Below are 21,939 nucleotides of genomic sequence, written 5' to 3' on the forward strand. Positions count from 1 at the left end.
CGGTCGCAACCGGACCCTGATCGTTGCGATCCTTACGAATAGAACTCCACCACCAGCTGCTCGTTCGCAATCGGCCGCAGCTCGTCCTTGCTCGGCAGCCGCTTGACCTCACCGCGAAGCTTCTCTCGTTCCAGCACGAGCCAGTCGGGGATGCGCGCGGCCTGCATCGCCTCGAGGTTCCGCAACGCCAGCTTTCGCGATTGCGGCTGGTCACGCACCTCGACCCTGTCTCCCGGCCGCGTGCCGAAGCTGGGGGTCATCGTTCGGCGGCCGTTCACCTGCACATGGCCGTGGGCAATCATCTGCCGCGCCCCGAAGCGCGTCGTCGCGAACCCGAGCCGATGGACGATGTTGTCGAGCCGAGATTCAAGGAGCTGGAGCAGCACTTCTCCCGTGACGCCCCGTTTCTTGAGGGCAGAGGCGAAATAGCGACGAAATTGGCGCTCGGTCACTCCGTACATCAGGCGGAGCTTCTGCTTTTCGGCCAAGGCGATGGCGTAGTCGGACTGCTTGCGCCGACTCTTCTCTCCATGAACCCCCGGCGGATAGGGACGCTTCTCCAGAGCTTTGCAGGGCCCGAAGAGGGCGACGTTGTATCGCCGCGCCTTCTTCGCTCGGGGACCAAGATATCGTGCCATAAGACCTCTTCCGTTACCTGCCGAACGTTCGGCTCAGACTCGCCTCGATTTCCGTGGACGACATCCGTTGTGGGGAACCGGCGTGACATCGAGGATCGTCGTCACCTCGAGCCCGACAACTTGCAGGGCGCGAATCGCGGATTCCCGACCCGTCCCCGGCCCCTTGACCTTGACGAGCACCTCCCGTACGCCCTGCGCCACCGCTTGCCGAGCGGCATCCTGCGCGGCAAGCTGCGCCACATAGGCGGTCGACTTCCTCGAGCCGCGAAAGCCGCAACGGCCGGCGCTCGACCAGGAGATCGTCCTGCCGTTGAGATCGGTAATCGTAACCACGGTGTTATTGAAGGTGGCGAGAATGTGCGCGACCCCGCTATGAATGCCCTTCCCGCCCTTAGCCTTGTGCTTCTTCTCCTTCTCCTTCTCGGCGGGCTCGGCTACTGCCGTCTTCCCCTCCGCGGCCTTGGGCGAGGCTCCGCCCTCAGGTTCCGCCGGGCGCCGCACCTCTTCCGATACCGGCTGCGTCTTTTCTTCCCCCGCCATAAGATCTCCCCGCTACGGTCCCCTTACACAAATGCTCGAGGGGCTACACCTTCCCCTTCTTCGCTTCTTTCCTCCGCACCACTCCGACCGTCCGCCGCGGACCTTTGCGCGTCCGCGCATTGGTCGACGTCCGCTGCCCGCGAACCGGCAGGCCGCGGAGGTGGCGGATCCCGCGATAACACTTGATCGCTTGCAGGCGCTTGAGATTCTGCTGGATCTCCCGGCGGAGGTCGCCTTCGATCACAAAGCTGTTCTCCTGGATGACCTGGACCATTCGATTGATCTGCTGATCGGTCAGCTCCTTGGCGCGCAAGTCGGGATCGATCTCGGCCAGCTCGCAGATCCACTTCGCCCGGGAAGGGCCGATTCCGTAAATATAAGGGAGAGCCGCGACGGTTCGCTTGGCCCCTGGGATTTCCACTCCGAGGATACGAGGCATGGTCTTTGTTCTGTCCTGATGTCCGGACCTATCCCTGTCGCTGCTTGAGCCGGGGGTTCTTCTTGTTGATGATGTAAATTCGTCCCTTGCGACGTACGACTTGACAGTTGGCGGTACGCCGACGAACGGAGGCCCGAACCTTCATGAAGCTCCTCTTGGTATTGCCTGCTCGCTTCTCATCGCTCACACGATGAAGGGGTCGATTGTTAGCGGACTGGCATTCCTTTGGCAAGTTTTTTTGTTGTTGACCGCCCCTCACTCACCAGAGCCTTCCTCCTGCCCGGTCGCCACCACCCCTTTGCCATTCGAGGCGCCGGGCATCCCGTGGTCGGTGAGCACCTCGGGCTCCCCCGCCGTAATCAGTACCGTATGCTCGAAGTGGGCGGAACGCCGACCATCGGTCGTTACGACCGTCCACCCATCCGAAAGCAGCCGGACCGCAGCCCCGCCGGCATTGACCATCGGCTCGATCGCAAGCGTCATGCCCGCCTTCAACCGGGGTCCCGCTCCCGTTCGACCGTAGTTGGGGACTTGCGGATCTTCGTGGAGCTTGCGACCCACGCCATGGCCGACAAACTCCCGCACCACCTCGAACCCCTGCGCCCGGACGCAGGCCTCGATCGCCGCACCGATGTCGCCGATCCGATTGCCCGCCCGGGCCTGCGCGATCCCTACCCAGAGCGCCCGCCGCGTGACTTCGACGAGCTTGAGGTCGCCGGGCTCCCCCATTCCGATCGGGAAGGTGGCCGCCGTGTCGCCGACCCAGCCATCCTTGACGATGCCCACGTCGAGCTTGACCAGATCCCCATACTGGAGCAACCGGTCCCCGCCGATCCCGTGGACCACCTCCTCGTTGACCGAGATGCAGATCGTCCCCGGAAACCCGCGGTACCCGAGAAAGGCGCTCTTCCCTCCGCGCGCGGCGATCAACTCGGCAGCGTAGCGATCGACCTCGCCCGTCCGGACCCCGGGAGCCAGGATCGAACGCAATGCGTCGACCACTTCCGCCACGAGGCGGCCGCTGCGGCGCATCCCGTCGATCTCCTTCCCTCGCTTGATGGGGATCATGGCGGCAATGGCAAAAAGGAACCGGCCGCCTCTCTCTTCCGAGCAACCAGCGGCGATCTCACGCGGAGGATCTCTACTCCTGCTTGGCGGCTTCCGCGCCGGAGGCGGTCGAAGCGAAGAGCGTCCTGGCTACTCGCTGTTTCCGTCGGGCGGCCGCGTTCCGAGTGAGCCGTCCCCGCTTGACGAGCCGATCCAAGACAGACTGGTACTGGGAGAAATAGCCGATCGCCTCTTCCTTGTTTTCGGAAGCGGCCTTCTCGCGCATCTGGCGCGAGACCTGCTGCAATTCCTTCTTGGCTTTCAGGTTGTATCCTCTTTTGCGGAGACTCTTCCGCGCTTGCTTTGCGGCTGATCGAGTGTTAGGCATGGGGGTTTCCTAATAAGAACCTTCTGCCGGCGGTGTCAAGCCTAGCGAAGATAATTAAGTTCCTCCTCGGGCTCGGTGCCATGCCGCTCATCGCGGCCGAGGTTCTGCTCCTCAAGGATCTTCTCGAAAGCTATTTCCGGGAGGGGGGCTGGCTTACGGTTCCCGTGGAGAGCTTCGCGGGCGGGCTCCTCCTCTGGTCCTTCGCCTGCTTTCTGTGGAGGATTCCCGAGAGGCCCTACATCTTCGCCCACGAGCTGACCCATGCGCTCGCAGTCTACCTTCATGGCGGGAAGGTTTCCCGGTTCCGGGTCGGTCGCCGGAGCGGCAGCGTCCGCTGCAACCGGTCCAACCTCTGGATCGTCCTCTCCCCCTATTTCGTCCCCTTCTATATGCTGCTCTGGCTGGCCTTGTGGACCATCGTTGACTTTTACTGGCCGATCCGGTCCTATCAATGGCTCCTCTACGCGGGGACGGGGTTCACATGGGGATTCCATCTCTTCTTTACCGTGGAAGCCGTGCATCGGGAACAGCCGGATCTCCACGTAGAAGGCTGGTTCTTCTCCCTCGTAGTGATCGTGGGGCTCAACTTGTGCATCCTGGCGGCTCTCCTTGGATTCCTCTCGCCGACTTGGAACGTCTCGCGCTTCCTCTCGCGCTTCGGAGACCATCTCCATTTCTGCTATCGGCTCTGCGGCCAGGGCCTTGCGGCCTTCTCCTCCTGGGCGACTCGACCGGGGCCGCTTTCCCCGCACGCGGACCATCCCTGATCTTCCCCTAACCCCCGGATCCCCCGAAAGGCTTTCGCCATGCAATTTCCCGCCGAGTTCTTAGGAGAGAAGCTGGCCTCCGTCCTCGCGACGTACGGGTTCGGCTCCCCCCTCCCCGAGCTCCTCATCGAGCCTTGCGCGGATCCGCGCTTTGGCGATCTCCAGAGCAATGCCGCCCTGATCCTGGGCAAGCGCCACGGTCGGGAGCCGCGCATGCTCGCCGCCGAGCTGGCGGCCAGCGTGGGAGCGACCGAATGGTCGCTTCCCCCGGAGGTCGCCGGTCCCGGGTTCCTCAATTTCCGGCTCAAGCCGGATCGGTGCGTGAGCGCCTTTTTCTCCCTCATCGGGGATTCCCGGCTCGGCATCGAGGAGGCGAAGGAGCCGCAGCGGGTCGTCGTCGACTTCTCGAGCCCCAACATCGCCAAGGAGATGCACGTTGGCCACCTGCGGAGCACGATCCTGGGGGAGTGCCTGGCCCGCGTCTACCGCTTCCTGGGCCATCGGGTGACTACGGTCAACCACCTGGGCGACTGGGGCACCCAGTTCGGCATGGTTCTCCTCGGCTTCAAGCGACATGGGGAGGAGGCACGGCTGGAGGAGCGTCCGCTCGAATATCTCGAGGAGCTCTATCAGCAGATCCAGTCGGCGGCCAAGGAGAATCCGGCGATTCGGGAGGAAGCAAAAGCGGAGCTCTGGAAGCTCCAGAATGGAGACCCGGAAAACCTCGCTCTCTGGCGCCGCTTCATCGCAGCGTCGCAAGTCGAGCTCTCCCGCCTCTACGAGGAGCTCGGCGTTCATTTCGACTTTACGATGGGAGAGAGCGCCTATCGCGATCAGCTCCCTTCGGTCGTCCGCGATCTCCAGGCGTCCGGCATCGCGCAGCCGAGCCAAGGGGCGGTCTGCGTCTTCTTCCCGGACGACCCCGAGCTGCAGGACAAGCCCTTCCTCATCCAGAAGAGCGACGGGGCCTATCTATATGCCACGACCGACTTGGCCGCCCTCCGCTTCCGGGTCGAGGAGTGGAAGGCCGACCGGATCCTCTACATCACCGACGGCCGGCAGCGCCTCCACTTTCAGCAGCTCGCCGCAACCGCGAAGCGGTGGGGATTGCCCGTCCGGATCGAGCATGTCTGGTTCGGCTCGATCCTGGGCGAGGACAAGAAGCCGCTCAAGACCCGGGAGGGGAAGCCGATCAAGCTGCGCGAGCTGCTCGCCGAAGCGTTGCGCCGCGCCTACGCGATCCTTGCCGAAAAGAGGCCCGATCTTCCCGAGGAGCGGAAGGTCCGGATCGCGCGCGCCGTCGGGCTCGGAGCCCTCAAGTACGCCGACCTCTCGCAGAACCGCAATCTCGACTACGTCTTCCGCTGGGAAAAGCTCCTCTCCTTCGAGGGCAACACCGCTCCTTACCTGCTCAACGCCTACGTCCGGATCCGGGCGATCCTTCGGAAGGCGGACGCTTCGGGGATCTCCGCAGCCCACGGCCCCCTTCGGGAGCCCACTGAGCTGCGGCTGGTCAAGCTCCTCCTCGACTTCTGCCCGACCCTCGAGCGGGTCGAGTCCGAAAGCCGGCCGCACTTTCTCTGCACCTACCTCTATGAGGTGGCCCGCGCCTTCCACCGGTTCTACGAATCCTGCCCGGTCTTGCAGCCGGGTCCGCATCCGGGCACCGAATCGGTGGGGAGCCAGCGGGCGGCCCGGCTGGCTCTCTGTCAGGGTACCGCAGCCACCCTGGGCACGGGGCTCGACCTGCTCGGAATCGAGCGCCTGGAGGAAATGTAGGGCAAAGGCGACGAAAGCCTTGCAGCGCCCCTGGGAGACGATCATGCTTCTTCCGGTCATGGCACGAAGGACCGCGAAGCTCGACAAGGCCGGTGTTCCCCGTGAGCCCTGCGGCCTTTCCGTCGCCGACTGCCTGGGAGCTGAACGGATCCAGGGCTTTTGCACCATCGCGGGATGGATGCATCAGATGCTCGACCAGATGTTCGAGGGGATGCTCGTTCTCGGCGCCGCGCTCTCGATCGAAATCGCCAACCGCGCGGCCGCGGGCATCTTTGGCTATCTCCCGGGCGAGCTTCTCGGGCGACCGCTGGCTTCGCTCTTGCACACGCCAGAGCAGACCGTCATCCCCTCGGTCGACTTCCCGCATCGCCCGTCCAGGACTCTCTCCTTCACGACGGGCCGTCACGAGGCTCTCGGACGAAGAAAGAACGGAGACATCTTTCCCCTGGAGTTGTCGGTCAGCCAGTCGCTCGTGGAAGGGCGTCCTGCGCTCACCATTCTCGTACGGGACCTGACCGAGCGGAGAGCCCTGGAACGGGCTCTCTTCGATGCCGAAGCCCGGGAACGGCTACGGATCGGGCAAGACATCCATGACAGCCTCTGCCAGATGCTGATTGGAGTTCACTACCAGGCGGAGCTCCTGCAATCGAAGCTTTGCGAGCGCTCCGTTCCCGAAGCGGCCCTCGCCGCGCGGATCGGCGAGCTCGTCCGGGAGGCGAGCGGCTGCGCGCGCGCCCTCGCGCAGGGGCTCATGCCGCTGGCGATCTCCCCCGCCCAGCTGCCGCAGGCGCTCGGCGATCTGGCTCGGAAGAGCGAAGAGGATTCGGGGGTCTCCTGCCGCTTCGCGCTGATCGGCCAGCCGGCCCTTCGGGATGCGGACACGGCCATCCACCTCTACCAGATCGCCCAGGAGTCGCTCCACAATGCGATTCGGCATGGGAAGCCGCGCCACGTCGAAATTCTTTTGGGCGGGGGGGACGAGTCCGTTTATCTTCGCATCGCGGACGACGGAGAGGGGATGCGACCGAAGGCCGCGTCGGCTTCCGGTCTCGGGCTACGTTCGATGCGATACCGCGCCGGATTGATCGGAGGCGTGATCCGCTTCGAATCGAAACCCAAGGGAGGAGTGATCGTCCTTTGCACGGTTCCTTCCGCCCCGAGGGGAAACAAGAAAAAAGGGGTAGCTGGAAATGAAAGAGACCAGAGGCAAGTCGGGCCAGCCTAGGAAGGTCCTGATCGTCGACGACCACGCGCTGGTGAGCGAAGGGATCGCACAGCTCATCGGAGCCAAGGGAGGGCTCACGGTCTGCGGAACGGCGGCGACCGCCCATGAAGGCTTCGACCTGGTCGGGAAGACGAAGCCCGATCTGGTCATCGTCGACCTCTCCCTGCCGGGAAAGAGCGGGCTGGAGCTCATCAAGGACGTCCACGCCGCCTATCCCGAAGTGGCGATCCTGGCGCTTTCGATGCACGAGGAGTCGCTCTATGCGGAGCGGGCGCTCCGGGCGGGGGCGAGAGGCTATCTCATGAAGAGCGAGGGGGGCCAAAAGCTCCTCGAAGGCATTCAACGAGTGCTCGAAGGCGGCATCTTCGTCAGCAACTCGGTCGCCACCCGCGTCCTCGAGCGCTTTTCCGGCCGGCGGGCCACGCCGACGCTCTCCCCGGTCGAGTCGCTGAGCGACCGGGAGTTCGAGGTCTTCCTCTTGATCGGACGGGGCCTGGGAACCCGGCAGATCGCCGATCAGCTCCACCTGAGCATCAAGACCGTGGAAGCCTATCGGGGCAGCCTCAAGGAAAAGCTCAAGCTTGCCTCGGGACCCGAGCTCGTCCATTACGCGATTTCCTGGCAACAGTCCCAGGCGGTCCCCAGCGCTTGACGCATCCGCTCGACCTTTTCCGCGATCGGGCGGAACCTCGCAGTCATGGACCCGTCTCCCTGGATGACCGAAAGCGTCCTCGAGTCCGCACGCTCCCTCGGGGAAGCTTGCTGGCTCGCCACTCTCCTCGGACGCTTTACATTCTGGAACCCGATCGAGCGGGCCCTCCGGGATCGACTACCGCCCAATGCCGCCCTCTCGACGGAAAGGGCCATCGTCGGCTTCCTCGCGGTCGGAGCCATCCCCGTGCTAGGCTCCCTTCTCCCGGCGCTGGGAAGAAGCCCAGCCCCGGCCACCTTCGGTGCCTTCCTGGGCGGTCTCTTCGGCCTCGGCTTTCTTTTGTCCTTGCCCTTGCGGAGGCCGACGATTCCCTGGTCCGGGCTCCCCTGGACGCTCTGGGCCCTGCTGGCCGGCACCCTTCTTCTCGATCCCGCCGGGAAACCGGCTACCCCCCTCGGGCCGGAAGCACCCCTGCTCTGGAGGGTTCTCGTCCGGCTCCTTCTCCTTTCGCTCTCCTTGTGGATGGCCACCCTCCTCGCCGAGCTGCTGATCCTGACCCCGGTCCTTGCGCGAACCGGCAGGCGCGATCCCTTCATCCTCCTCCTCGGAACCGGGTCGCTGGTGAACAGCTATGCGATCACTCTCTTCGGCATGAGCGGCCTCGGCCTGGTCTGGCTGCTCCTCTTCCATCCCCTCTCCTCCTCTTCCGGCCCTTCCGGTTCGCTTCGGGAGGGGATCGGGGCGTTCTCGCTCTTCGCCCTCCTTCTCCGATCCTTCCATCAGATCTTGGCCGAGCCGGCGGCCACAGCCGTGCTGATGCGTCCCCGGGCCCGCCGCTCTCGCGACGCCCAATCCGGGGCCCCGTCTGCCTGCCGCCTCCCCTTGACCACGCATGCACTCGAGCTCTTCGCCGTTACGGGGACGCTCGTGGCGGGGAACTTCCTGGCCGCCCGCCCGCTGGCCGGCGTGCCTTCGGTTCTGGCATTCCGCCCGACCGACCTTCTGCTTCTGCCCCTGCTCGCACTCGTAGCCGCCGGAGGCCATCGGCTCTTTCACTTTAGCCGGCAGCTCGTCCAGGCCTGCCTCGATCTACCTCGGGAGGAAAACCCCGACCGGGTACCGCCGGTCCTGGTCCTGCTCGGGCTACGCCAATGGCTCTGGGCGGGAGGACTCTTTTCCCTGGGTGCGGTGGCGATCGTCACCATGGCGAGCCACCTCCGTTGAATGCGAAAGACCTCGCGGACGCCTTTCGCGCTTGCCGCTCCCGCCCGGTTCTGCTTTGCTCCTCCCGTAAGCGCGCGCACAAGCATCGGCCGCCCGACCCCATTGTGTAGTGGTTAGCACCCCACCCTTTCAAGGTGGTAGCACGGGTTCGAATCCCGTTGGGGTCGCCATTCCCCGGCAACCATTCAACCTTTCGGTCCGTCGACCGTGACGTCGAGATCCTTGACCAAGCCATCGGCCAGGGAGTAGACCCAGCCGTGGATGGAGACCACCTGTCCGCGCGCCCAGGCCTCCTGGAGGAAGATGTCGGAGGCCACATTGCGCACCTGGCGGATCACGTTGAGCTCGCAGAGCCGATGGAGGCGGGATTGAGAATCGGGAATGGCCTCGATCTCCTCCCGGTGATCTCTCCAGACCTCGCGGATCGGATGGAGCCAGTGGTCGACCAGGCCTCGGCGCTGCCCGTCCACGGCCGCACTCACCCCGCCGCACCCGTAGTGGCCGACGACCAGGACGTGCTCCACACGGAGGACGTCGACCGCATACTGGAGCACGGAAAGGTAGTTTGCGTCCTGTGGAGGGGCCAAGTTGGCGACGTTCCGGTGCACGAAGAGCTCGCCCGGTCCCAGGCCGATGATCTCGTTGGCCGGCACCCGGCTGTCGGCGCAGCCGATCCAGAGGCATTTCGGAGACTGCTGCCCAACGAGCCGCCGGAAGAAGCCGGGGTCGCGGGCCACCATCCGCCGCGCCCAGGCCCGATTGTTCGCTTTGAGCTCTTCGATCATGTCTGGCTCCGCCCGAAGGCATCGAGCGTCGGGTAGTCGGTGTAGCCTTTTTCCCCGCCGCCATAGAAGGTCGCGGGATCGGGCGCATGGAGCGGAGCTCCCCGGCGGAATCGCTCCGGCAGGTCGGGATTGGCCAGGAAGAGCTTGCCGAAGGCGATCGCATCTGCGATCCCCGCAGCGATCGCCGCCTCGGCACGGGCGGCGGTATAATTTCCGCAGAAGGTCAAAACCGCAGAAAAGGCCCTGCGCAGCGCACCCCTCTCCTCGTCGGTGAGCGGCGAACCGCCCGCCCAGTCGGGCTCCGCGATATGGAGATAGGCGATCTTTCGCCTGTCGAGCTCGGCTGCGACGTAGAGCGAGGTCTCCCAGCTCCCTTCGACGCTCATATCCGAGAAGACCCCATTGGGGGAAAGCCGGACCCCGATCCGCTCGCGACCGATCGCTTCGGCGGCCGCATCGACGACTTCGAGCAGGAATCGCGCCCGGTTCGGGAGCGAGCCCCCATATTCGTCGCGGCGCTGGTTGGCCCGAAGGTCCAAAAACTGGTTGAGGAGGTAACCATTGGCTCCATGGATCTCGACCAGGTCGAAGCCCGCGCGGCGTGCCCGGAGGGCCGCAGCGGCATATTCTCCGACGATTCTCCGGATTTCCGGCTGCGAAAGCTCCCGCGGTGTCTCCACTGGCACCTGGGCCGGGGTGCCATCGGCGAGGACGACGAAGCATTCGGTCTTCTCGGCGCGAATCGGGGAAGGGCCTACGGGTGGCTGGTGGCCTTCCTGGAGGAGAGGATGGGAGACCCGGCCCACGTGCCAGAGCTGCAGCGCCATCCGTCCCCCGGCGTGGTGGACCGCCTCGACGACCCGGCGCCAGCCCGCTTCCTGCGCGTCGGTGTAGATCCCCGGGGTCCAGGCATATCCCTGCCCTTCCCGGCTGATCTGGGTGGCCTCGCTGACGATGAGGCCCGCGGAAGCCCGCTGCGCGTAATACCGGGCATTGAGCTCGGTGGGGACGTCTCCGGGCTGCCCCGCCCGCGATCGCGTCAGGGGAGCCATCCAGATCCGGTTGGGCGTTGGCACCGCTCCCACGGTCAATGGGGAGAAAAGATGAGATAGAGAAGACATGAGGACCTCCGAGGGTTCAATCGCGACACGCAGTGGCTTGGTAGCGGATTTTCCAGCCCGAGTCGAGCCGCGAGGCGGGCGGATCGCCAGACGATCTGCTATCCTTCGCCCGATGAGCCAAAAAGCCCCCCGCCTCGACTCCTATTTTGCCCGGATCGGCTACGGCGGCCCGGCGACCGCTTCTCTTGAGACGCTCTGCTCCCTCCACGCGCTTCATCCCCAGGCTATTCCGTTCGAGAACCTCGATCCGCTGCTCGGCCGGGTGGTGGCGCTCGACCTCGGCTCGATCGAGCAGAAGCTCGTCCTCGGGGGCCGCGGAGGCTACTGCTTCGAGCAGAATCTCCTTTTTGCCGAGATCTTGCGCTCTCTCGGATTCCCGGTCACCGGGCTCGCCGGGCGCGTCTGCTGGAATGTCCCGGAGGGGGCCACGCGGCCGCGCACCCACATGGCGCTTCGGGTCGACCTCGAGCGTCCCTACCTCGTCGACGTCGGCTTCGGCGGGCTCACCTTCACCGCCCCTCTCTGGCTTGAAACCGGCCTCGTCCAGGAAACATCCCATGAGCCGATGCGCATCGTCCGTTCGGGAGAGGGTCTCTTGACCCAGGTGCTCCTCCGCGGGGAGTGGCGCTCCCTCTATCACTTCGACCTCCAGCCCCAGCTGCCGGTCGACTACGAGATGGCCAACTGGTATCTCTGCTCCCACCCGGAGTCGCCCTTCCGGAAGGAGCTGGTGGCGGCCCGGCCCGATGCCGGCCGCCGGTATGCCCTGCGGAACCACGAGCTGACGATCCACCGGCTCGACGGAACGAGCGAGCGGCGGCGGCTGGCGAGCGGGACCGAGATCCGGCGGGTGCTCGAAGAGGATTTCCGGCTCACCCCGCCCGAAGAGCCGAGACTCGACGATCTCCTGGAGGCGATAGCCGCAGGTGGGTGCCCCAGCTCCTCCTCCCGATCGGGGAAACCCGGATAGGGCGAAGGGGACAACGCCCGTAATCTTTCCCCTTTCTCCGGGTGGCCAAAGAGGGAATCTTCTTTTGATGGCTCGCCCGATGGCCGGCGCTTCCGGTTTCCGGCTCTTTGCCGCTCTTTCCCTGCTCCTTTTCCTCGGGGCTCCCTCCCTCCCTGCCAAGAGCGGGCGCGCCCTCTTCCTCGAGAACTGCTCGGTCTGCCACGGGTCCCGCGGAGAAGGGCTCGATTCCATCCCGCCTTTACGGAACTCTCCCTGGGTGACGGGCGATCCGGATCGGCTCATTCACATCGTCTTGAACGGCTACGCCGGGAGGATCCGCGTCGGGGAGGAGGAGTACCGGGGCCGGATGCCCTCCTGGAGAACGAGGCTCGATGACGATCAGGTGGCTTCCCTCCTCTCCTATCTGCGCTCCGAATGGGGGGGAGAGGAGATCACCGCCGAAGCGGTCGCGGCCGTTCGCCAGAAGACCAAGGGCGAGCCGACCACGGGAGCCTTTTCCGGCTGCATGGGAGGTCGAGGCGGGATGGGGCACGGACATCGCCAGGGAATGGGATGCGGGATGGGAGGCTGCGGCGGCGGGAGATGATCCCCCGGCCCCGCTACGGACGGAGCAGCAGCAGGGCGATTGCGGTCGGCAACAGCGCTCCCGCGGCCAAGCCGAGAGGGGAGATCCCGTTGGGGAAGTATCGGCTCAAGAGGGCCTGACCCGCCGGGTTGGGAGCGTTGGCGATCACGGTCAGCCCCCCACAGGCGATCGCTCCGGCCATCACGGCCTGCTTCGAGGATTCCCCCAGATCAGGAACGAGGCTGGCCAGATAGGTCACCAGGGCATTGTCGTTAAAAGCGGTGATGACCGAGCTGCTGAGCAGGAGGTCAGGTTCGTCGAGCCGCTCGAGGAGCGGGCCGATCCACCAGCTCTGCCGGCTCCCGAGCAGCTCCAACCCGGCCAGGAAGAAGCCGACCAGCACCGCTTGCCGGAGGGAGACCTCATCCTGGAATGGGCTCGTCACGCGTAGGAAGCCCAGGAAGAGGAGGAGGCCGCCCACGCAGAGCGCCGGGATGGCCGCGGTCGCCACGATCCAAGCCAGAAAGAGGAGATGGGCGCCGGTGATCCAGGGCGGGACCCGCTCTCCTGCGGCTTCTTCGGTTTGTCTCCCGCGACGGAGCCCCTCCAAGCGGGCAAGCTCCTTTCGGAAGGCCACGAGGCAAGCCAGGCTCCCCAACACCGTGGCCACCGCCGCCTTCCATCCAAAGTGAACGAAGAGATATCCGCTCCCCCAGCCCCAGGCCCGCGCGGCCAGGACCACCGGAGGGGCGGCAAAATGCGTCAGGGAGCCACCGATCGAGACGTTGACGAAGAGCAGGCCGATGGTCGCATACGAGAGGGCCGGACGCGGACCGAGCGCAAAAAAATGCTTGCCGAGCAAAAGAGCGCTCACCGTCATCGCTCCCGGCTCGGTGACGAGGGAGCCCGCCAAGGCGCCCAGGGTCAGAAGGGAAAACCACCAGGCGGAGACTGAGTCCCGGCCGATGGCCGCAACCCGTCGCAGCAAGCTCTCCAGAAAAAGAAGGATGGGGCGGCTCGAAGCGACCGTCATGACCGCGACGACAAAGATCGCCTCAGCGAAATCCCGGCCCAGCCCCAAGCGTTCGATCGCACCGCTCCAGCCCTGGACGCCCACCAGGATCCAGAAGAGCGGGATGACCCAGAGGCCGAAGACGACTTCGACCTCGCCCAGGAGAAGGAGCAGCTCCGCGGCCACCTGCTGCGTCGCCGCCTGCGAGCTCCGACCGGGTTCAAGCGCGTCGGCGCGCGCCAAGCGACGGCTTCCCAGTCGATGGAGGGTAGGAGCCAGAAAGGTGTGAACGATCGCCAGGAGGAAGATTCCCGCCTCGACGAGCCGAAGCGGATCCTCCCGGACGGCCTTCCGCAGACACTCCGCCAGGGGGAGAGTGCCCGCTCCACTCGCAAGGACCGTAAACCACGCGATCATCGTCTCTTTCCACTCTCTTTTGCTTGGGCGTCATGGCAGCTCCTCCCAGAGCGCCCGCTCGAGCGCGCCCACCATCCCGGCCAGATCGCCGGTCGTGGCACAGAGGGGAGGGATCAGCACGAGGACATCCCCGATGGGCCGCGTCAAGAGCCCGTGCGCCCGCGCCCGCTCGCAGACCCGGAAGGCCACCTCCCGCTCCGCGGGAAAGGGTGCCCGATCCTCCCGCCGCTCCACAAGCTCAACCGCCAGCACGAGGCCTTCCTGCCGGACATCCCCCACGTGGGGATGCCGCCAGAACCGCCGGGAAAGGGCGCCCAGGGCCTCCGCGGCCCGGGCGGTCCGCTCGAAGACCGCTTCCTCCTCGAAGAGCGCGAGCGTCGCCAGGGCCGCCGCGCAGCCGATCGGGTTTGCCGTGTAGCTGTGCCCATGGAGGAAGGCCCGGCCCTTCCCGCCCGTGAATCCCCCGTAGATTTCTTCTCGCACGAGGGTAGCCGCCAGAGGCGTCATCCCCCCGGACAGCCCCTTGGCCAAGCAGAGCAGGTCGGGAAAGGCCCCTTCCCTCCGGCAGGCGAGCCACTCCCCCAGCCGGCCGATGCCTGTGAAGACCTCGTCGGCGATCCAGAGGATCCCCCTCTCCCGGCAGAGGCGGTCGAGCTCGCGGAGGTAACCCTCCGGATGCATCCACATCCCGGCGGCCGCCTGCACCTTGGGCTCGATCACGAGAGCGGCCACCCGATCGCCGTGGCGATCGAGCGCCTCCTCCAGCGTCCGGACGCACTCCCAGGCGCAGCGGCGGTCGAGCCTCGCATCCCGGCTCCCCGCCGGCGCCCGATTGAAGGGACAGCGGTAGCAGGCCGGCGGGAGGATCGAGGCCGAAGGGAAGCGCAGCCCCTCGAAGATCCGGTGAAAACGGCTCTGGGCGACGCTCATCGCACCGACGGTGTCCCCGTGATAGCTCTCCCCAAGGCAGAGAAAGCGATCGCGCTCCGGCTGGCCGTTCTGCTGGAAATATTGCCAGGCGATCTTGACCGCCGCCTCGATCGCGGTCGCCCCGTCGTCCGAGAAGAAAGCCCGATAGCGCCGACCGCTCTCGCCCGCGGCAATGGCGGAGAGCCTTTCCGCAAGCTCGACCGCCCAGGGATGGGTCAGCCCGAGAAAGGAGACATGGTCGATCCGATCGAGCTGCTCCCGGATGGCCGCCACCACCCGCGGATGGCGGTGCCCATGGACATTGGTCCAGATCGAGGCATTGCCATCCCAGTAGCGCCTTCCCTCCTGGTCCCAGAGGTAGGGTCCCTCCCCACGCACGATCACCGGCAGGCGATAGGCGGGGTCCCGCCAGGGCTGATCGGGGGTGAAGGGATGCCAGACAAAGGCCTTGTCCTGTTCCTCCGCACTCATCCTTCTTCTCTCGAAAGCTCCGACCGGAGCCTCCGGATCTCTTCGGGCGTGTGGAACGCGCAGAGCGAGATCCGCAGCCGTGCCTTCCCCTTGGGGACGGTCGGAAATCGGATGGCCGGGGCGAAGATTCCCTTTTCCCGCAGCCGGGCGGCCACCGCGACCGCCCGCCTCTCCTCCCCATAGATCACGGGGAAGATGGCGGAGCGGTCTCCCTCACCCCCTCCCCAGAGGGCGATGAGCGATCGCAGCCGCTCCCGCCGCTTCTCCCCCTCGGCCGAAGTCAGCAGGGCGAGCGCCGCCTGCGCCGCCGCGGCCGCCGGCGGCGGCAGGGCCGTCGAATAGACGAAGGAGCGCGACCGGTTGACCAGGAGCTCGACGAGCTCCCGGTCCCCGGCGACAAACCCGCCCCCCGATCCCAACGCCTTGGAAAGAGTCCCCAGCTCCACCTCGACCTGGCCTTCCAGGCCGAGCGCCTCGATGAGCCCTGCCCCGGTTCCTCCAAAGATTCCCTCGGCATGGGCTTCGTCCACCAGGCACCAGGCCCGATGCCTCTCCTTCACGGCGACCAGCTCCCGCAAGGGAGCGGTGTCTCCGTCCATGGAGAAGACGGATTCTGTGACCAAAAGCACCCGCCGAAACTTCGCCCTCATCCGGAGCAAGATCGCTTCGAGCGCGGCGAGATCGTTGTGGGGGAAGACGCGCACCGTCGCCTTGCTGGCGCGCGCCCCGTCGATCAGCGACGCATGGCTCAGCCGGTCGAGGAGGACCAGATCCCCCCTCCCCACCAGGGCGGGAATCGTTCCGGCCGCCGCCGCGTAGCCGCTTGAGAAGACCAGGGCCGCCTCGCGGCGCTTCCAGGATGCGAGACGGGTTTCGAGCTCGCGATGAAGAGCCGCGTCGGGACAGAGCAGCCGGGAGGCGCCGGCCCCCGACCCCTGCTCGCGGAATGCCCGGCAGCCCGCCTCGATCACCTCCGGATGGCGGGCGAGGCCGAGGTAGTCGCTCGAGGCAAAGTGGATCCAGGGCCCCGCCGCTCTCACACCCCCTGGCTGCGGCAGGGAACGGAGCAGGCCCGCTTCGGCGAGCCCTTTGAGCTCCGTCTGGAGCTCCCCGCGAAATTCCGCGCTCACCGGTACCCGCGCCCCTCCGCCCGGAGCACCTTCCCATCCACCATGAGGAAGAGAGGCTCCTCCCGCCCTTCCACGCAGGCTTCCCAGGGATCGGTGCCGCTTGCCCACCGAAAGGCGGCCAAGTCGGCCCAGGCTCCGCCCCGGATTTCGCCCAGGGTGCCGGGAAAGCCCAAGGCTCGGGCGGGTGCCGAGGTGACCATCTCCCACCAGCGCTGGGCCGGGATCCCGGGATGCTGCCGGCGAGCCGCGCGGATCTCCTCCCGCAAGTCGAGGGAGTCGTTGCTGGCCAGGCTGTCGGTCGCCAGGCAGACGGGGATGCCGAGGGAGAGCATCCGCTCGAGAGGGAACGGAGCGTACGAAAAGAAGGCGTGCGACTTGGGGCAGTGGACGACCGGGTGCTCCCCTCGCGCCAGGAGAGCCCAGTCCGCATCCGCCAAGTAGTTCAAGTGGACGAGCAGCATGCCGGGGACCAGGCCGCCGATCCGCTCGAGCCACTGGAGCGGGGAGAGCTCGCGGCCGTTCTCCCTTGGGCTCCCGGCCTGCCGGACCAGATCGAGGAGAGCGCCGCCTCCCTGGCAAAACATCTCCCACTCCTCGGGCGACTCGGAGAGGTGCGTGGTCACCGGAAGGCGAAAGCGCTCGGCGCTCTGCCGGACGAGCCGGTAGAGCTCTGGGGAGACCGTGTAGGGCGCATGCGGTGCGAGCCCCAGCTTGCCGAGCGGGCGGTGGGGATCGTCAAAGAAGCGGAGCGCCCCGCAAGTCGCCTCGGGAGACCAGAGGTGGGGACGGATATCGAGCAGCTCGAGGAACCACCAGCAGCGGAGCGGAAAGCGGTCGGCCAGCAGCAGAAGCTCGGGATAGGCCTCCATGTTGGCCACTCCGGTCGTGCCGGACCCGGCGAGGAGACCGAAGCCCTCCTCGAGCGCCGCTTCGAGCTCCAGTGGGCTCAAGGAGGCCTTGAGGCGGACGATCTCCTTGACCCAGGCGGGAAAGGAGTGGGCGGGAAGCTTCCCCCGGAGTCCCGTGTAGTCGAGATGAACATGGGCGTTGATCAGGCCCGGGGAGAGAACCGCATCCTCGAGGACGACCCGCTCCTCGCCGAGCCGCAGAGGAATCTCCTCCGCTACCTGGACGATCCGGTTCCCGAGGACGCGAACCGTCCCGGGGGCCAGGAGCTCGCCGGGTCCGAGGATGAGAGCCTTTGCGCAAATGAGCATCTGTCGTTACCCGATCCCGCCTTCCTCTGCTTCCTGCGGCTTCTCCCCGCGCCGATCCCGGGCGTAGAGGAGTCGGGGATGGGCGGCAAAGAGGCGTGGGGAAACCTGGGCTCCCCACCGGCGCCAGGCGTAGGCGGCCCCAGAGGAGAGCGCCCAGCCATAGAAGGCTCCCGCAAGCCAGCCGGCGAGAACGTCCGAGGGATAGTGGACCCCGAGATAGATCCGCGAGTAGCCGACCAGGAGCGCCCAGAGCCAGACCCAGGCCAGCCGCGGCCCGTAGAAAGCGGTCACCAGGTAGGCGAGCGCTGCGTTGTTCGCCGCATGCCCGGAAGGAAACGACCGGCCCCGTGGGCCCTGGCTCGGGTCGGACCAGGAGATCTTCCCTTCCTCCACCTCCCGAACCCCGGGAAGCACCGAAAAGGGACGGGGGCGGTTGACGAGGTGCTTGAGCCCGTCGGTCATGCCCATATCCCCGACCACGAGGCTCAGCCCCACGAGGCCCAGGAAGCAACGCTCGCGGAAGCGGCCGAAGAGGGTCAAGAAGACCACCCCCGCCAGAACGATTCCCTGGAAATGGTGATAGTGGGAGACGAAGGGCATCGAGCGGTCAAGGAGGGGACTGGTCCAATGGGTGTTGATCTCGTAGAAGAGCCAGAGATCCCAACCCATATCGTTTGACCGCTCCGCCGCGCTTCCTCGCGCTCCCCGTCGCCGGGAGCGCGAACCCCCTTCGTACGTCAGCGGCGGTAGAGTCGCAAGGCATTCCCGACGACAAAGAGGTCGGACATGCCCATCGCCGCCGCGCAGACGGCGGGAGCGAGCACGCCGAAGATCGCCAGAGGAATGGCCGCCGCGTTGTAAAAGAAGGCCCAAAAGAGATTCTCGTGGATCGTCCGGAGCGTCTTGGCGCTCAAGGAGAGAATTTCCGGGATCGCCTCGATGTCCCTGCGCAGCAGGATCACATCGGCCGATTCCCGGGCGATGTCGGTCGCCTGGAGCACGGCGATGCCGAGGTCGGCCTGGGCGAGAGCGGGCGCATCATTGATCCCGTCTCCCACGAACGCGACCCCCTCCCCTTGGGACTGGAGCTTCTGCACAAGCTCCGCCTTGGCTTCCGGACGCACCTCGGCAAAGGTCCGCTCCGCCGGGATTCCCACCTCTCGGGAGAAGGCGAAGGCCGCCTCGGCCCGATCGCCCGAAAAGAGGTAGACCGCATAGCCCGCTTCCTGCAGCCCGCGGAGCACCTCCGCCGCCGAGGGCTTGGGCCGGGCGAGGATCGGCAGGGTCGCCAGGAGTTGCTTGCCCGAGGCGAGGCCGAGCGTTCCGTTGGCTCCGCCTGCCACCTCCGCAGGCAGCGAAACGCCGAGCTCTTCGAGCCAGCGCAGCGAGCCCAGCCGCACGCTCTCTCCCTGGAAGGATGCCCGCACTCCCAGGCCGCGCTCCTCCTCCCAGTCCTCCAGCTCGACACCCTCCGCCTCCGCAAAATGCCGGGAGACCGCTTGGCTCAACGGATGGCGGCTCGGAGCGGCGAGCGCCCGTGCGAGCCCTTCCGCTTCTGCGGGCTCGCAGCCATAATAGGAGGGCTTTCCCACGGTCGGCTCGGTGAGCGTGCCGGTCTTGTCGAAGACGATCCTCCGGATCCTCCCGCACTTTTCGAGCGCCTGGGCATCTCGCAAAAGAACCCCCCTCCGGGCCGCCACGTTCGCAGCCACCAGGATCGCCGCCGGAGTCGCCAGCCCCATGGCGCAAGGACAGGCAACGACCAGGACCGAAGCGGCGCGCAAGAGGGCCTTTTCCCACCCGAGCCCGACCCATCCCCAGCCGAGGACGGTTCCCGCGGCGACGGCGAGGACCGCGAGCACGAAGACGTTGCTCACCCGATCGACCAGCCGCTGGATCGCCGCCCGGCTCTGCTGGGCCCGCTCGACGATCGCCGCGATATGGGCGAGCACCGTCTCCGACCCCGCGGCCGCCACCCGCATCACGATCCGCCGGCTCACATTGATCGTTCCGGCGTAGAGCAAGCCTCCCGCCGCCTTCTCCACGAGCTGCGACTCTCCGGTCAGCATGCTCTCGTCGAGCACCCCCTTCCCTTCCTCGATGACCCCGTCGACAGGCACCCGGTCCCCCGGCCCCAGAACCACCAGATCCCCCTTCTTGAGCTGCTCGACCGAGACCTCCTCCTCTTCTCCGCCCGGGTGATGGAGGCGGGCTTTCGGAGGCGCAAGGGACAAGAGCGTGCGCAGCGTTCGAGAGGCGCGCAGGGAGACGCGGGCCTCGAGCCAGTGGCCCACGCTCACCAGGGTAAGGATTGCGGCCGCCTCATCGAAATAGCCATGACCGAGCGCCCCCGGGCGCAGCAGCCCATAGACGCTCAAGAGGAAGGCGGCCGAGCTGCCCAGGGAGACGAGCACATCCATGTCGAGCCTGCCGTTGCGAAGCTGCCGATAAGCCCCCTGGTAGAAGGGCCCCCCGGTGATCAGCTGCACCGGCAGGGCCAGGGCAAGCTCGACCCAGCCGAGCCAATGCGGATGAGGAGGCGCCCGGACGAGCCAGGGCAGGACGAAGAGAAGAGGGGTGAGAATCACCCCGACCAAGAGGCCCCGCTGCCAAGGGCCCGATGAGTCCTCCTCGTCGTCCGCGGGTGCGGCCTCATAGCCGGCCTTCTGCACCGCTTCGACGAGAGCGGCCGGCGAGGGGCCTCCTTCGCCAACCTCCACCGTCGCCCTGCCCTTTTCGAGATCGACCCGCGCCGAGCTCACCTTGGGAACCGCGCAGAGCGCTGTCTGCACGTGCCGGGCGCAGTTGGAGCAGGTCATTCCGCCAATTCGCAGTCGGATGTTCATCCCTCCACTATACGGGATTCCCGCCGAAGCCAAAGCGGGCAGATGCTCCCGAGAGCGCGAAGGGGGAGCAAGAGGGCCGGATCTTGCCCGTGACCGATTACGATCGCTTCCCGCCCGTTATCACAGGATCGCCGCAGCGCGGCTGGTTTTTTCAACCCGCGGCCAGGAGCTCGAGGATCTGGACGGCGTTCCAGGCCGCTCCCTTGAGGAGCTGGTCTCCGCTCACGAAGAGGGCGAGCGCGCGCGGATGGGAAGGATCCTCCCGAAGCCGGCCGACCAGCACCTCCCGCTTGCCCGCCGCCTCCAGGGGGGTAGGAAAGCGGTTGGCCTTCCGGTCGTCGACCAGCGTGAGACCCGGGGCATGGCGGAGGATCTCCCGGGCCTCCTCGGCGGAGAGCTTGCGCCGGGTCTCGATCACGACCGCTTCGGAATGCGCCCGAAAGACCGGAACCCGGATGCAGGTGGCGCAGATGCCGAGCTCGGGCTCTCCGAAGATCTTCCGGATCTCCTGCGCAACCTTGTTCTCCTCCTCGTTGAAGCCCGACTCGCCGATGGGCGTGTTGTGGGAAAAGACGTTGAAGGCGATCTGCTCGGGAAAGACCTTCTTCTCGATCGGCTCTCCGCCCGCATATTGCCGGACCTGGGCGTCGAGCTCGGCCAGCGCCTTCGCCCCGGCACCGCTCGCCGCCTGGTAGGTCGCGACAACGATCCGCTCGATGACGGCAGCTTGATGGAGGGGCCAGACCGCGGTGGCGAGGATGGCCGCAGTGCAATTCGGATTGGCGATGATCCCCGAATGACGGCCAAGGGCCTTGGCGTTGACCTCGGGCACCACCAGGGGGACATCGGCCGCCATCCGGTAGGCCGAAGAGTTGTCGATCACGACCGCCCCGCCTTCGACCGCCGCCGGCGCATGCTCCCGGGAAACTGTGCCGCCGGCGCTGAAAAAGACGTAATCGAGCCCGGCGAGCCGCTCCGCCCGGATCTCCTCGACCCGGACCGGCTCGCGGCGAAAGGAAAAGGATCGGCCTGCGGAGCGCGCCGAAGCAAAGAGCCGGATCTCGGAGATCGCGAGGGTCCCCTGCTCGAGCAGGCGAAGCGCCTCCTGACCGACCGCTCCGGTGACGCCGACGATGCCGATGCGCAAGCCCATGGGGCGCGGGTGGATGCGCCGCGGCCTAGGCGGCGGCTCCCTTTTCAACGGGCTTCGCTTCTGCGCCGGGAAGCGGCTTGGTCGACTCGGTCCCCTTTCCAACCCTCGCGGGCGTGGTTTCCCGAACGCCGGGGCTCAACATCTTGAAGAAGGAGGCGACGTCGGGTTTCTCCACCTTGTCCGCCTGCAAGCTCTCGGACCTTCCAACGAAGACTGCGCCCTGCTCGATCGCAAGCGCTCCGGTCTGCACATCCCCGAAGACGCGCGCCGATCCCACCATTTCCAGGCGCTCGCGAGCAAGAATGTTGCCGAATACCTGACCACGGACGACCACCTTCTTCGCCCGGATGTCGGCTTTGACCAGGGCCGTATCGCCGATGACCAGGGTTCCGTCCTCCGAGAGGATCTCTCCTTCGAGCCTCCCGTTGAGCTGCAGCTCTCCTGTGAAGCCGACCGTCCCCCGGAATTCGGTATCCCTCGTCAGCACGGTCACCTTGGGACCGAGATTCTCGCTCTGGCTCTTCATCGCTTCGGTGGAAATGTTCATAAGAGATCGCGGGAGGGCTTTTCGCTTGGCATAGCAAACGCGGCCCCCTGGTTCTTTTCAATCTCTTTTTTTCGGG

General features: G+C 66.3%; 23 protein-coding genes and 1 tRNA gene. 8 read left to right on the top strand and 16 right to left on the bottom strand.

Translation table 11 applies throughout. The annotated features are described in order from the left end of the window. Positions 1-32 precede the first annotated feature (32 nt). From rpsD to rpsT, 6 genes are all read right to left on the bottom strand, one after another. Positions 33-638: a 30S ribosomal protein S4 gene (rpsD, locus tag MacB4_RS03540; RefSeq protein WP_206864476.1), complete on the bottom strand. Its 606-nt coding sequence runs from the start codon at positions 636-638 to the stop codon at positions 33-35. Positions 639-671: 33 nt separating this feature from the next. Beyond that, entirely contained in the window at positions 672-1,178 is a 507-nt protein-coding gene (rpsK, locus tag MacB4_RS03545) for a 30S ribosomal protein S11 (RefSeq protein WP_206864477.1), read from the bottom strand. A 43-nt stretch (positions 1,179-1,221) separates the two neighbouring features. Next, positions 1,222-1,617, bottom strand: coding sequence for a 30S ribosomal protein S13 (gene rpsM, locus MacB4_RS03550; protein WP_206864478.1), 396 nt, complete (start codon positions 1,615-1,617; stop codon positions 1,222-1,224). Positions 1,618-1,645: 28 nt separating this feature from the next. Continuing rightward, positions 1,646-1,762, bottom strand: a complete 117-nt coding sequence (gene rpmJ, locus MacB4_RS03555; protein ID WP_202214049.1) for a 50S ribosomal protein L36 — start codon at positions 1,760-1,762, stop codon at positions 1,646-1,648. 110 nt (positions 1,763-1,872) lie between these two features. Further along, positions 1,873-2,685 carry a type I methionyl aminopeptidase gene (map, locus tag MacB4_RS03560; protein WP_206864479.1) on the bottom strand — a complete coding sequence of 271 codons (813 nt, stop codon included), beginning with the start codon at positions 2,683-2,685 and terminating at the stop codon, positions 1,873-1,875. A gap of 73 nt (positions 2,686-2,758) precedes the next feature. Beyond that, positions 2,759-3,052, bottom strand: a complete 294-nt coding sequence (rpsT, locus tag MacB4_RS03565) for a 30S ribosomal protein S20 (protein ID WP_206864480.1) — start codon at positions 3,050-3,052, stop codon at positions 2,759-2,761. 80 nt (positions 3,053-3,132) lie between these two features. Here rpsT and MacB4_RS03570 point away from each other — a divergent pair, with 80 nt between their 5' ends. From MacB4_RS03570 to MacB4_RS03595, 6 genes are all read left to right on the top strand, one after another. Beyond that, the gene (locus MacB4_RS03570) at positions 3,133-3,819 is read left to right on the top strand and encodes a hypothetical protein (protein WP_206864481.1); all 687 of its coding nucleotides are present in this window, start codon (positions 3,133-3,135) and stop codon (positions 3,817-3,819) included. Positions 3,820-3,858: 39 nt separating this feature from the next. Then, complete coding sequence (argS, locus tag MacB4_RS03575) at positions 3,859-5,598, top strand: arginine--tRNA ligase (protein ID WP_206864482.1); 1,740 nt, start codon at positions 3,859-3,861, stop codon at positions 5,596-5,598. Positions 5,599-5,656: 58 nt separating this feature from the next. After that, positions 5,657-6,823 carry an ATP-binding protein gene (locus tag MacB4_RS03580; protein WP_206864483.1) on the top strand — a complete coding sequence of 389 codons (1,167 nt, stop codon included), beginning with the start codon at positions 5,657-5,659 and terminating at the stop codon, positions 6,821-6,823. Next, positions 6,789-7,475, top strand: coding sequence for a response regulator transcription factor (locus MacB4_RS03585; protein ID WP_206864484.1), 687 nt, complete (start codon positions 6,789-6,791; stop codon positions 7,473-7,475). The genes MacB4_RS03580 and MacB4_RS03585 overlap by 35 nt, the downstream gene beginning before the upstream one ends. 63 nt (positions 7,476-7,538) lie before the next feature. Next, positions 7,539-8,699, top strand: a complete 1,161-nt coding sequence (locus tag MacB4_RS03590) for a hypothetical protein (RefSeq protein ID WP_206864485.1) — start codon at positions 7,539-7,541, stop codon at positions 8,697-8,699. Positions 8,700-8,794: 95 nt separating this feature from the next. Next, positions 8,795-8,869 (top strand) — tRNA-Glu (locus MacB4_RS03595). Positions 8,870-8,884: 15 nt separating this feature from the next. Here the strand turns inward: MacB4_RS03595 and can are convergent. Together can and MacB4_RS03605 are read right to left on the bottom strand one after the other, a co-directional pair. Further along, complete coding sequence (can, locus tag MacB4_RS03600) at positions 8,885-9,484, bottom strand: carbonate dehydratase (RefSeq protein ID WP_206864486.1); 600 nt, start codon at positions 9,482-9,484, stop codon at positions 8,885-8,887. Further along, positions 9,481-10,605, bottom strand: coding sequence for an alkene reductase (locus tag MacB4_RS03605; protein ID WP_206864487.1), 1,125 nt, complete (start codon positions 10,603-10,605; stop codon positions 9,481-9,483). Before MacB4_RS03605 ends, can begins: the two co-directional genes overlap by 4 nt. Before the next feature lie 112 nt (positions 10,606-10,717). Between MacB4_RS03605 and MacB4_RS03610 the strand changes: the two genes are divergently transcribed. Together MacB4_RS03610 and MacB4_RS03615 are read left to right on the top strand one after the other, a co-directional pair. Further along, the gene (locus MacB4_RS03610; RefSeq protein ID WP_206864488.1) at positions 10,718-11,575 is read left to right on the top strand and encodes an arylamine N-acetyltransferase; all 858 of its coding nucleotides are present in this window, start codon (positions 10,718-10,720) and stop codon (positions 11,573-11,575) included. Between the two features lie 79 nt (positions 11,576-11,654). Continuing rightward, positions 11,655-12,161, top strand: a complete 507-nt coding sequence (locus MacB4_RS03615; protein ID WP_206864489.1) for a cytochrome c — start codon at positions 11,655-11,657, stop codon at positions 12,159-12,161. Between the two features lie 13 nt (positions 12,162-12,174). On the opposite strand, the gene MacB4_RS03620 is transcribed toward MacB4_RS03615, so the two are convergent. The 8 genes from MacB4_RS03620 to MacB4_RS03655 all read right to left on the bottom strand — a co-directional run bounded on the left by MacB4_RS03620 (position 12,175) and on the right by MacB4_RS03655 (position 21,863). Beyond that, complete coding sequence (locus tag MacB4_RS03620; RefSeq protein ID WP_206864490.1) at positions 12,175-13,569, bottom strand: putative Na+/H+ antiporter; 1,395 nt, start codon at positions 13,567-13,569, stop codon at positions 12,175-12,177. 30 nt (positions 13,570-13,599) lie between these two features. After that, positions 13,600-14,970, bottom strand: coding sequence for an adenosylmethionine--8-amino-7-oxononanoate transaminase (gene bioA / locus MacB4_RS03625; RefSeq protein ID WP_206864491.1), 1,371 nt, complete (start codon positions 14,968-14,970; stop codon positions 13,600-13,602). Continuing rightward, entirely contained in the window at positions 14,967-16,100 is a 1,134-nt protein-coding gene (locus MacB4_RS03630) for an 8-amino-7-oxononanoate synthase (protein WP_206864492.1), read from the bottom strand. The genes bioA and MacB4_RS03630 overlap by 4 nt, the downstream gene beginning before the upstream one ends. Further along, complete coding sequence (locus tag MacB4_RS03635; protein WP_206864493.1) at positions 16,097-17,317, bottom strand: amidohydrolase family protein; 1,221 nt, start codon at positions 17,315-17,317, stop codon at positions 16,097-16,099. The genes MacB4_RS03630 and MacB4_RS03635 overlap by 4 nt, the downstream gene beginning before the upstream one ends. Positions 17,318-17,323: 6 nt before the next feature. Next, on the bottom strand, positions 17,324-17,986 hold the full coding sequence (locus MacB4_RS03640; RefSeq protein WP_242529308.1) for a phosphatase PAP2 family protein: 663 nt from the start codon (positions 17,984-17,986) through the stop codon (positions 17,324-17,326). A gap of 68 nt (positions 17,987-18,054) precedes the next feature. Further along, positions 18,055-20,163: a cation-translocating P-type ATPase gene (locus tag MacB4_RS03645; protein ID WP_206864494.1), complete on the bottom strand. Its 2,109-nt coding sequence runs from the start codon at positions 20,161-20,163 to the stop codon at positions 18,055-18,057. Between the two features lie 151 nt (positions 20,164-20,314). Further along, on the bottom strand, positions 20,315-21,316 hold the full coding sequence (locus MacB4_RS03650) for an aspartate-semialdehyde dehydrogenase (RefSeq protein ID WP_206864495.1): 1,002 nt from the start codon (positions 21,314-21,316) through the stop codon (positions 20,315-20,317). A 25-nt stretch (positions 21,317-21,341) separates the two neighbouring features. Beyond that, positions 21,342-21,863 (bottom strand): polymer-forming cytoskeletal protein, encoded by a 522-nt coding sequence (locus tag MacB4_RS03655; protein WP_206864496.1) that lies wholly within the window; start codon positions 21,861-21,863, stop codon positions 21,342-21,344. Between the last annotated feature and the right edge of the window lie 76 nt (positions 21,864-21,939).

Source organism: Methylacidimicrobium sp. B4 (assembly GCF_017310545.1).
Taxonomy (GTDB): Bacteria; Verrucomicrobiota; Verrucomicrobiia; order Methylacidiphilales; family Methylacidiphilaceae; genus Methylacidimicrobium.

Bases quoted from the DNA above. Each gene is read 5' to 3' on its own strand.
- MacB4_RS03570 (WP_206864481.1), top strand. From the start codon at position 3,133: ATGCCGCTCATCGCGGCCGAGGTTCTGCTCCTCAAGGATCTTCTCGAA.
- MacB4_RS03620 (WP_206864490.1), bottom strand. From the start codon at position 13,569: ATGATCGCGTGGTTTACGGTCCTTGCGAGTGGAGCGGGCACTCTCCCC.
- can (WP_206864486.1), bottom strand. From the start codon at position 9,484: ATGATCGAAGAGCTCAAAGCGAACAATCGGGCCTGGGCGCGGCGGATG.
- MacB4_RS03585 (WP_206864484.1), top strand. From the start codon at position 6,789: ATGAAAGAGACCAGAGGCAAGTCGGGCCAGCCTAGGAAGGTCCTGATC.
- bioA (WP_206864491.1), bottom strand. From the start codon at position 14,970: ATGAGTGCGGAGGAACAGGACAAGGCCTTTGTCTGGCATCCCTTCACC.
- rpsT (WP_206864480.1), bottom strand. From the start codon at position 3,052: ATGCCTAACACTCGATCAGCCGCAAAGCAAGCGCGGAAGAGTCTCCGC.
- MacB4_RS03645 (WP_206864494.1), bottom strand. From the start codon at position 20,163: ATGAACATCCGACTGCGAATTGGCGGAATGACCTGCTCCAACTGCGCC.
- rpsK (WP_206864477.1), bottom strand. From the start codon at position 1,178: ATGGCGGGGGAAGAAAAGACGCAGCCGGTATCGGAAGAGGTGCGGCGC.
- MacB4_RS03615 (WP_206864489.1), top strand. From the start codon at position 11,655: ATGGCCGGCGCTTCCGGTTTCCGGCTCTTTGCCGCTCTTTCCCTGCTC.
- MacB4_RS03605 (WP_206864487.1), bottom strand. From the start codon at position 10,605: ATGTCTTCTCTATCTCATCTTTTCTCCCCATTGACCGTGGGAGCGGTG.
- MacB4_RS03580 (WP_206864483.1), top strand. From the start codon at position 5,657: ATGGCACGAAGGACCGCGAAGCTCGACAAGGCCGGTGTTCCCCGTGAG.
- map (WP_206864479.1), bottom strand. From the start codon at position 2,685: ATGATCCCCATCAAGCGAGGGAAGGAGATCGACGGGATGCGCCGCAGC.
- rpsM (WP_206864478.1), bottom strand. From the start codon at position 1,617: ATGCCTCGTATCCTCGGAGTGGAAATCCCAGGGGCCAAGCGAACCGTC.
- MacB4_RS03640 (WP_242529308.1), bottom strand. From the start codon at position 17,986: ATGGGTTGGGATCTCTGGCTCTTCTACGAGATCAACACCCATTGGACC.
- MacB4_RS03610 (WP_206864488.1), top strand. From the start codon at position 10,718: ATGAGCCAAAAAGCCCCCCGCCTCGACTCCTATTTTGCCCGGATCGGC.
- argS (WP_206864482.1), top strand. From the start codon at position 3,859: ATGCAATTTCCCGCCGAGTTCTTAGGAGAGAAGCTGGCCTCCGTCCTC.
- rpmJ (WP_202214049.1), bottom strand. From the start codon at position 1,762: ATGAAGGTTCGGGCCTCCGTTCGTCGGCGTACCGCCAACTGTCAAGTC.
- MacB4_RS03590 (WP_206864485.1), top strand. From the start codon at position 7,539: ATGACCGAAAGCGTCCTCGAGTCCGCACGCTCCCTCGGGGAAGCTTGC.
- MacB4_RS03655 (WP_206864496.1), bottom strand. From the start codon at position 21,863: ATGAACATTTCCACCGAAGCGATGAAGAGCCAGAGCGAGAATCTCGGT.
- MacB4_RS03635 (WP_206864493.1), bottom strand. From the start codon at position 17,317: ATGCTCATTTGCGCAAAGGCTCTCATCCTCGGACCCGGCGAGCTCCTG.
- rpsD (WP_206864476.1), bottom strand. From the start codon at position 638: ATGGCACGATATCTTGGTCCCCGAGCGAAGAAGGCGCGGCGATACAAC.
- MacB4_RS03650 (WP_206864495.1), bottom strand. From the start codon at position 21,316: ATGGGCTTGCGCATCGGCATCGTCGGCGTCACCGGAGCGGTCGGTCAG.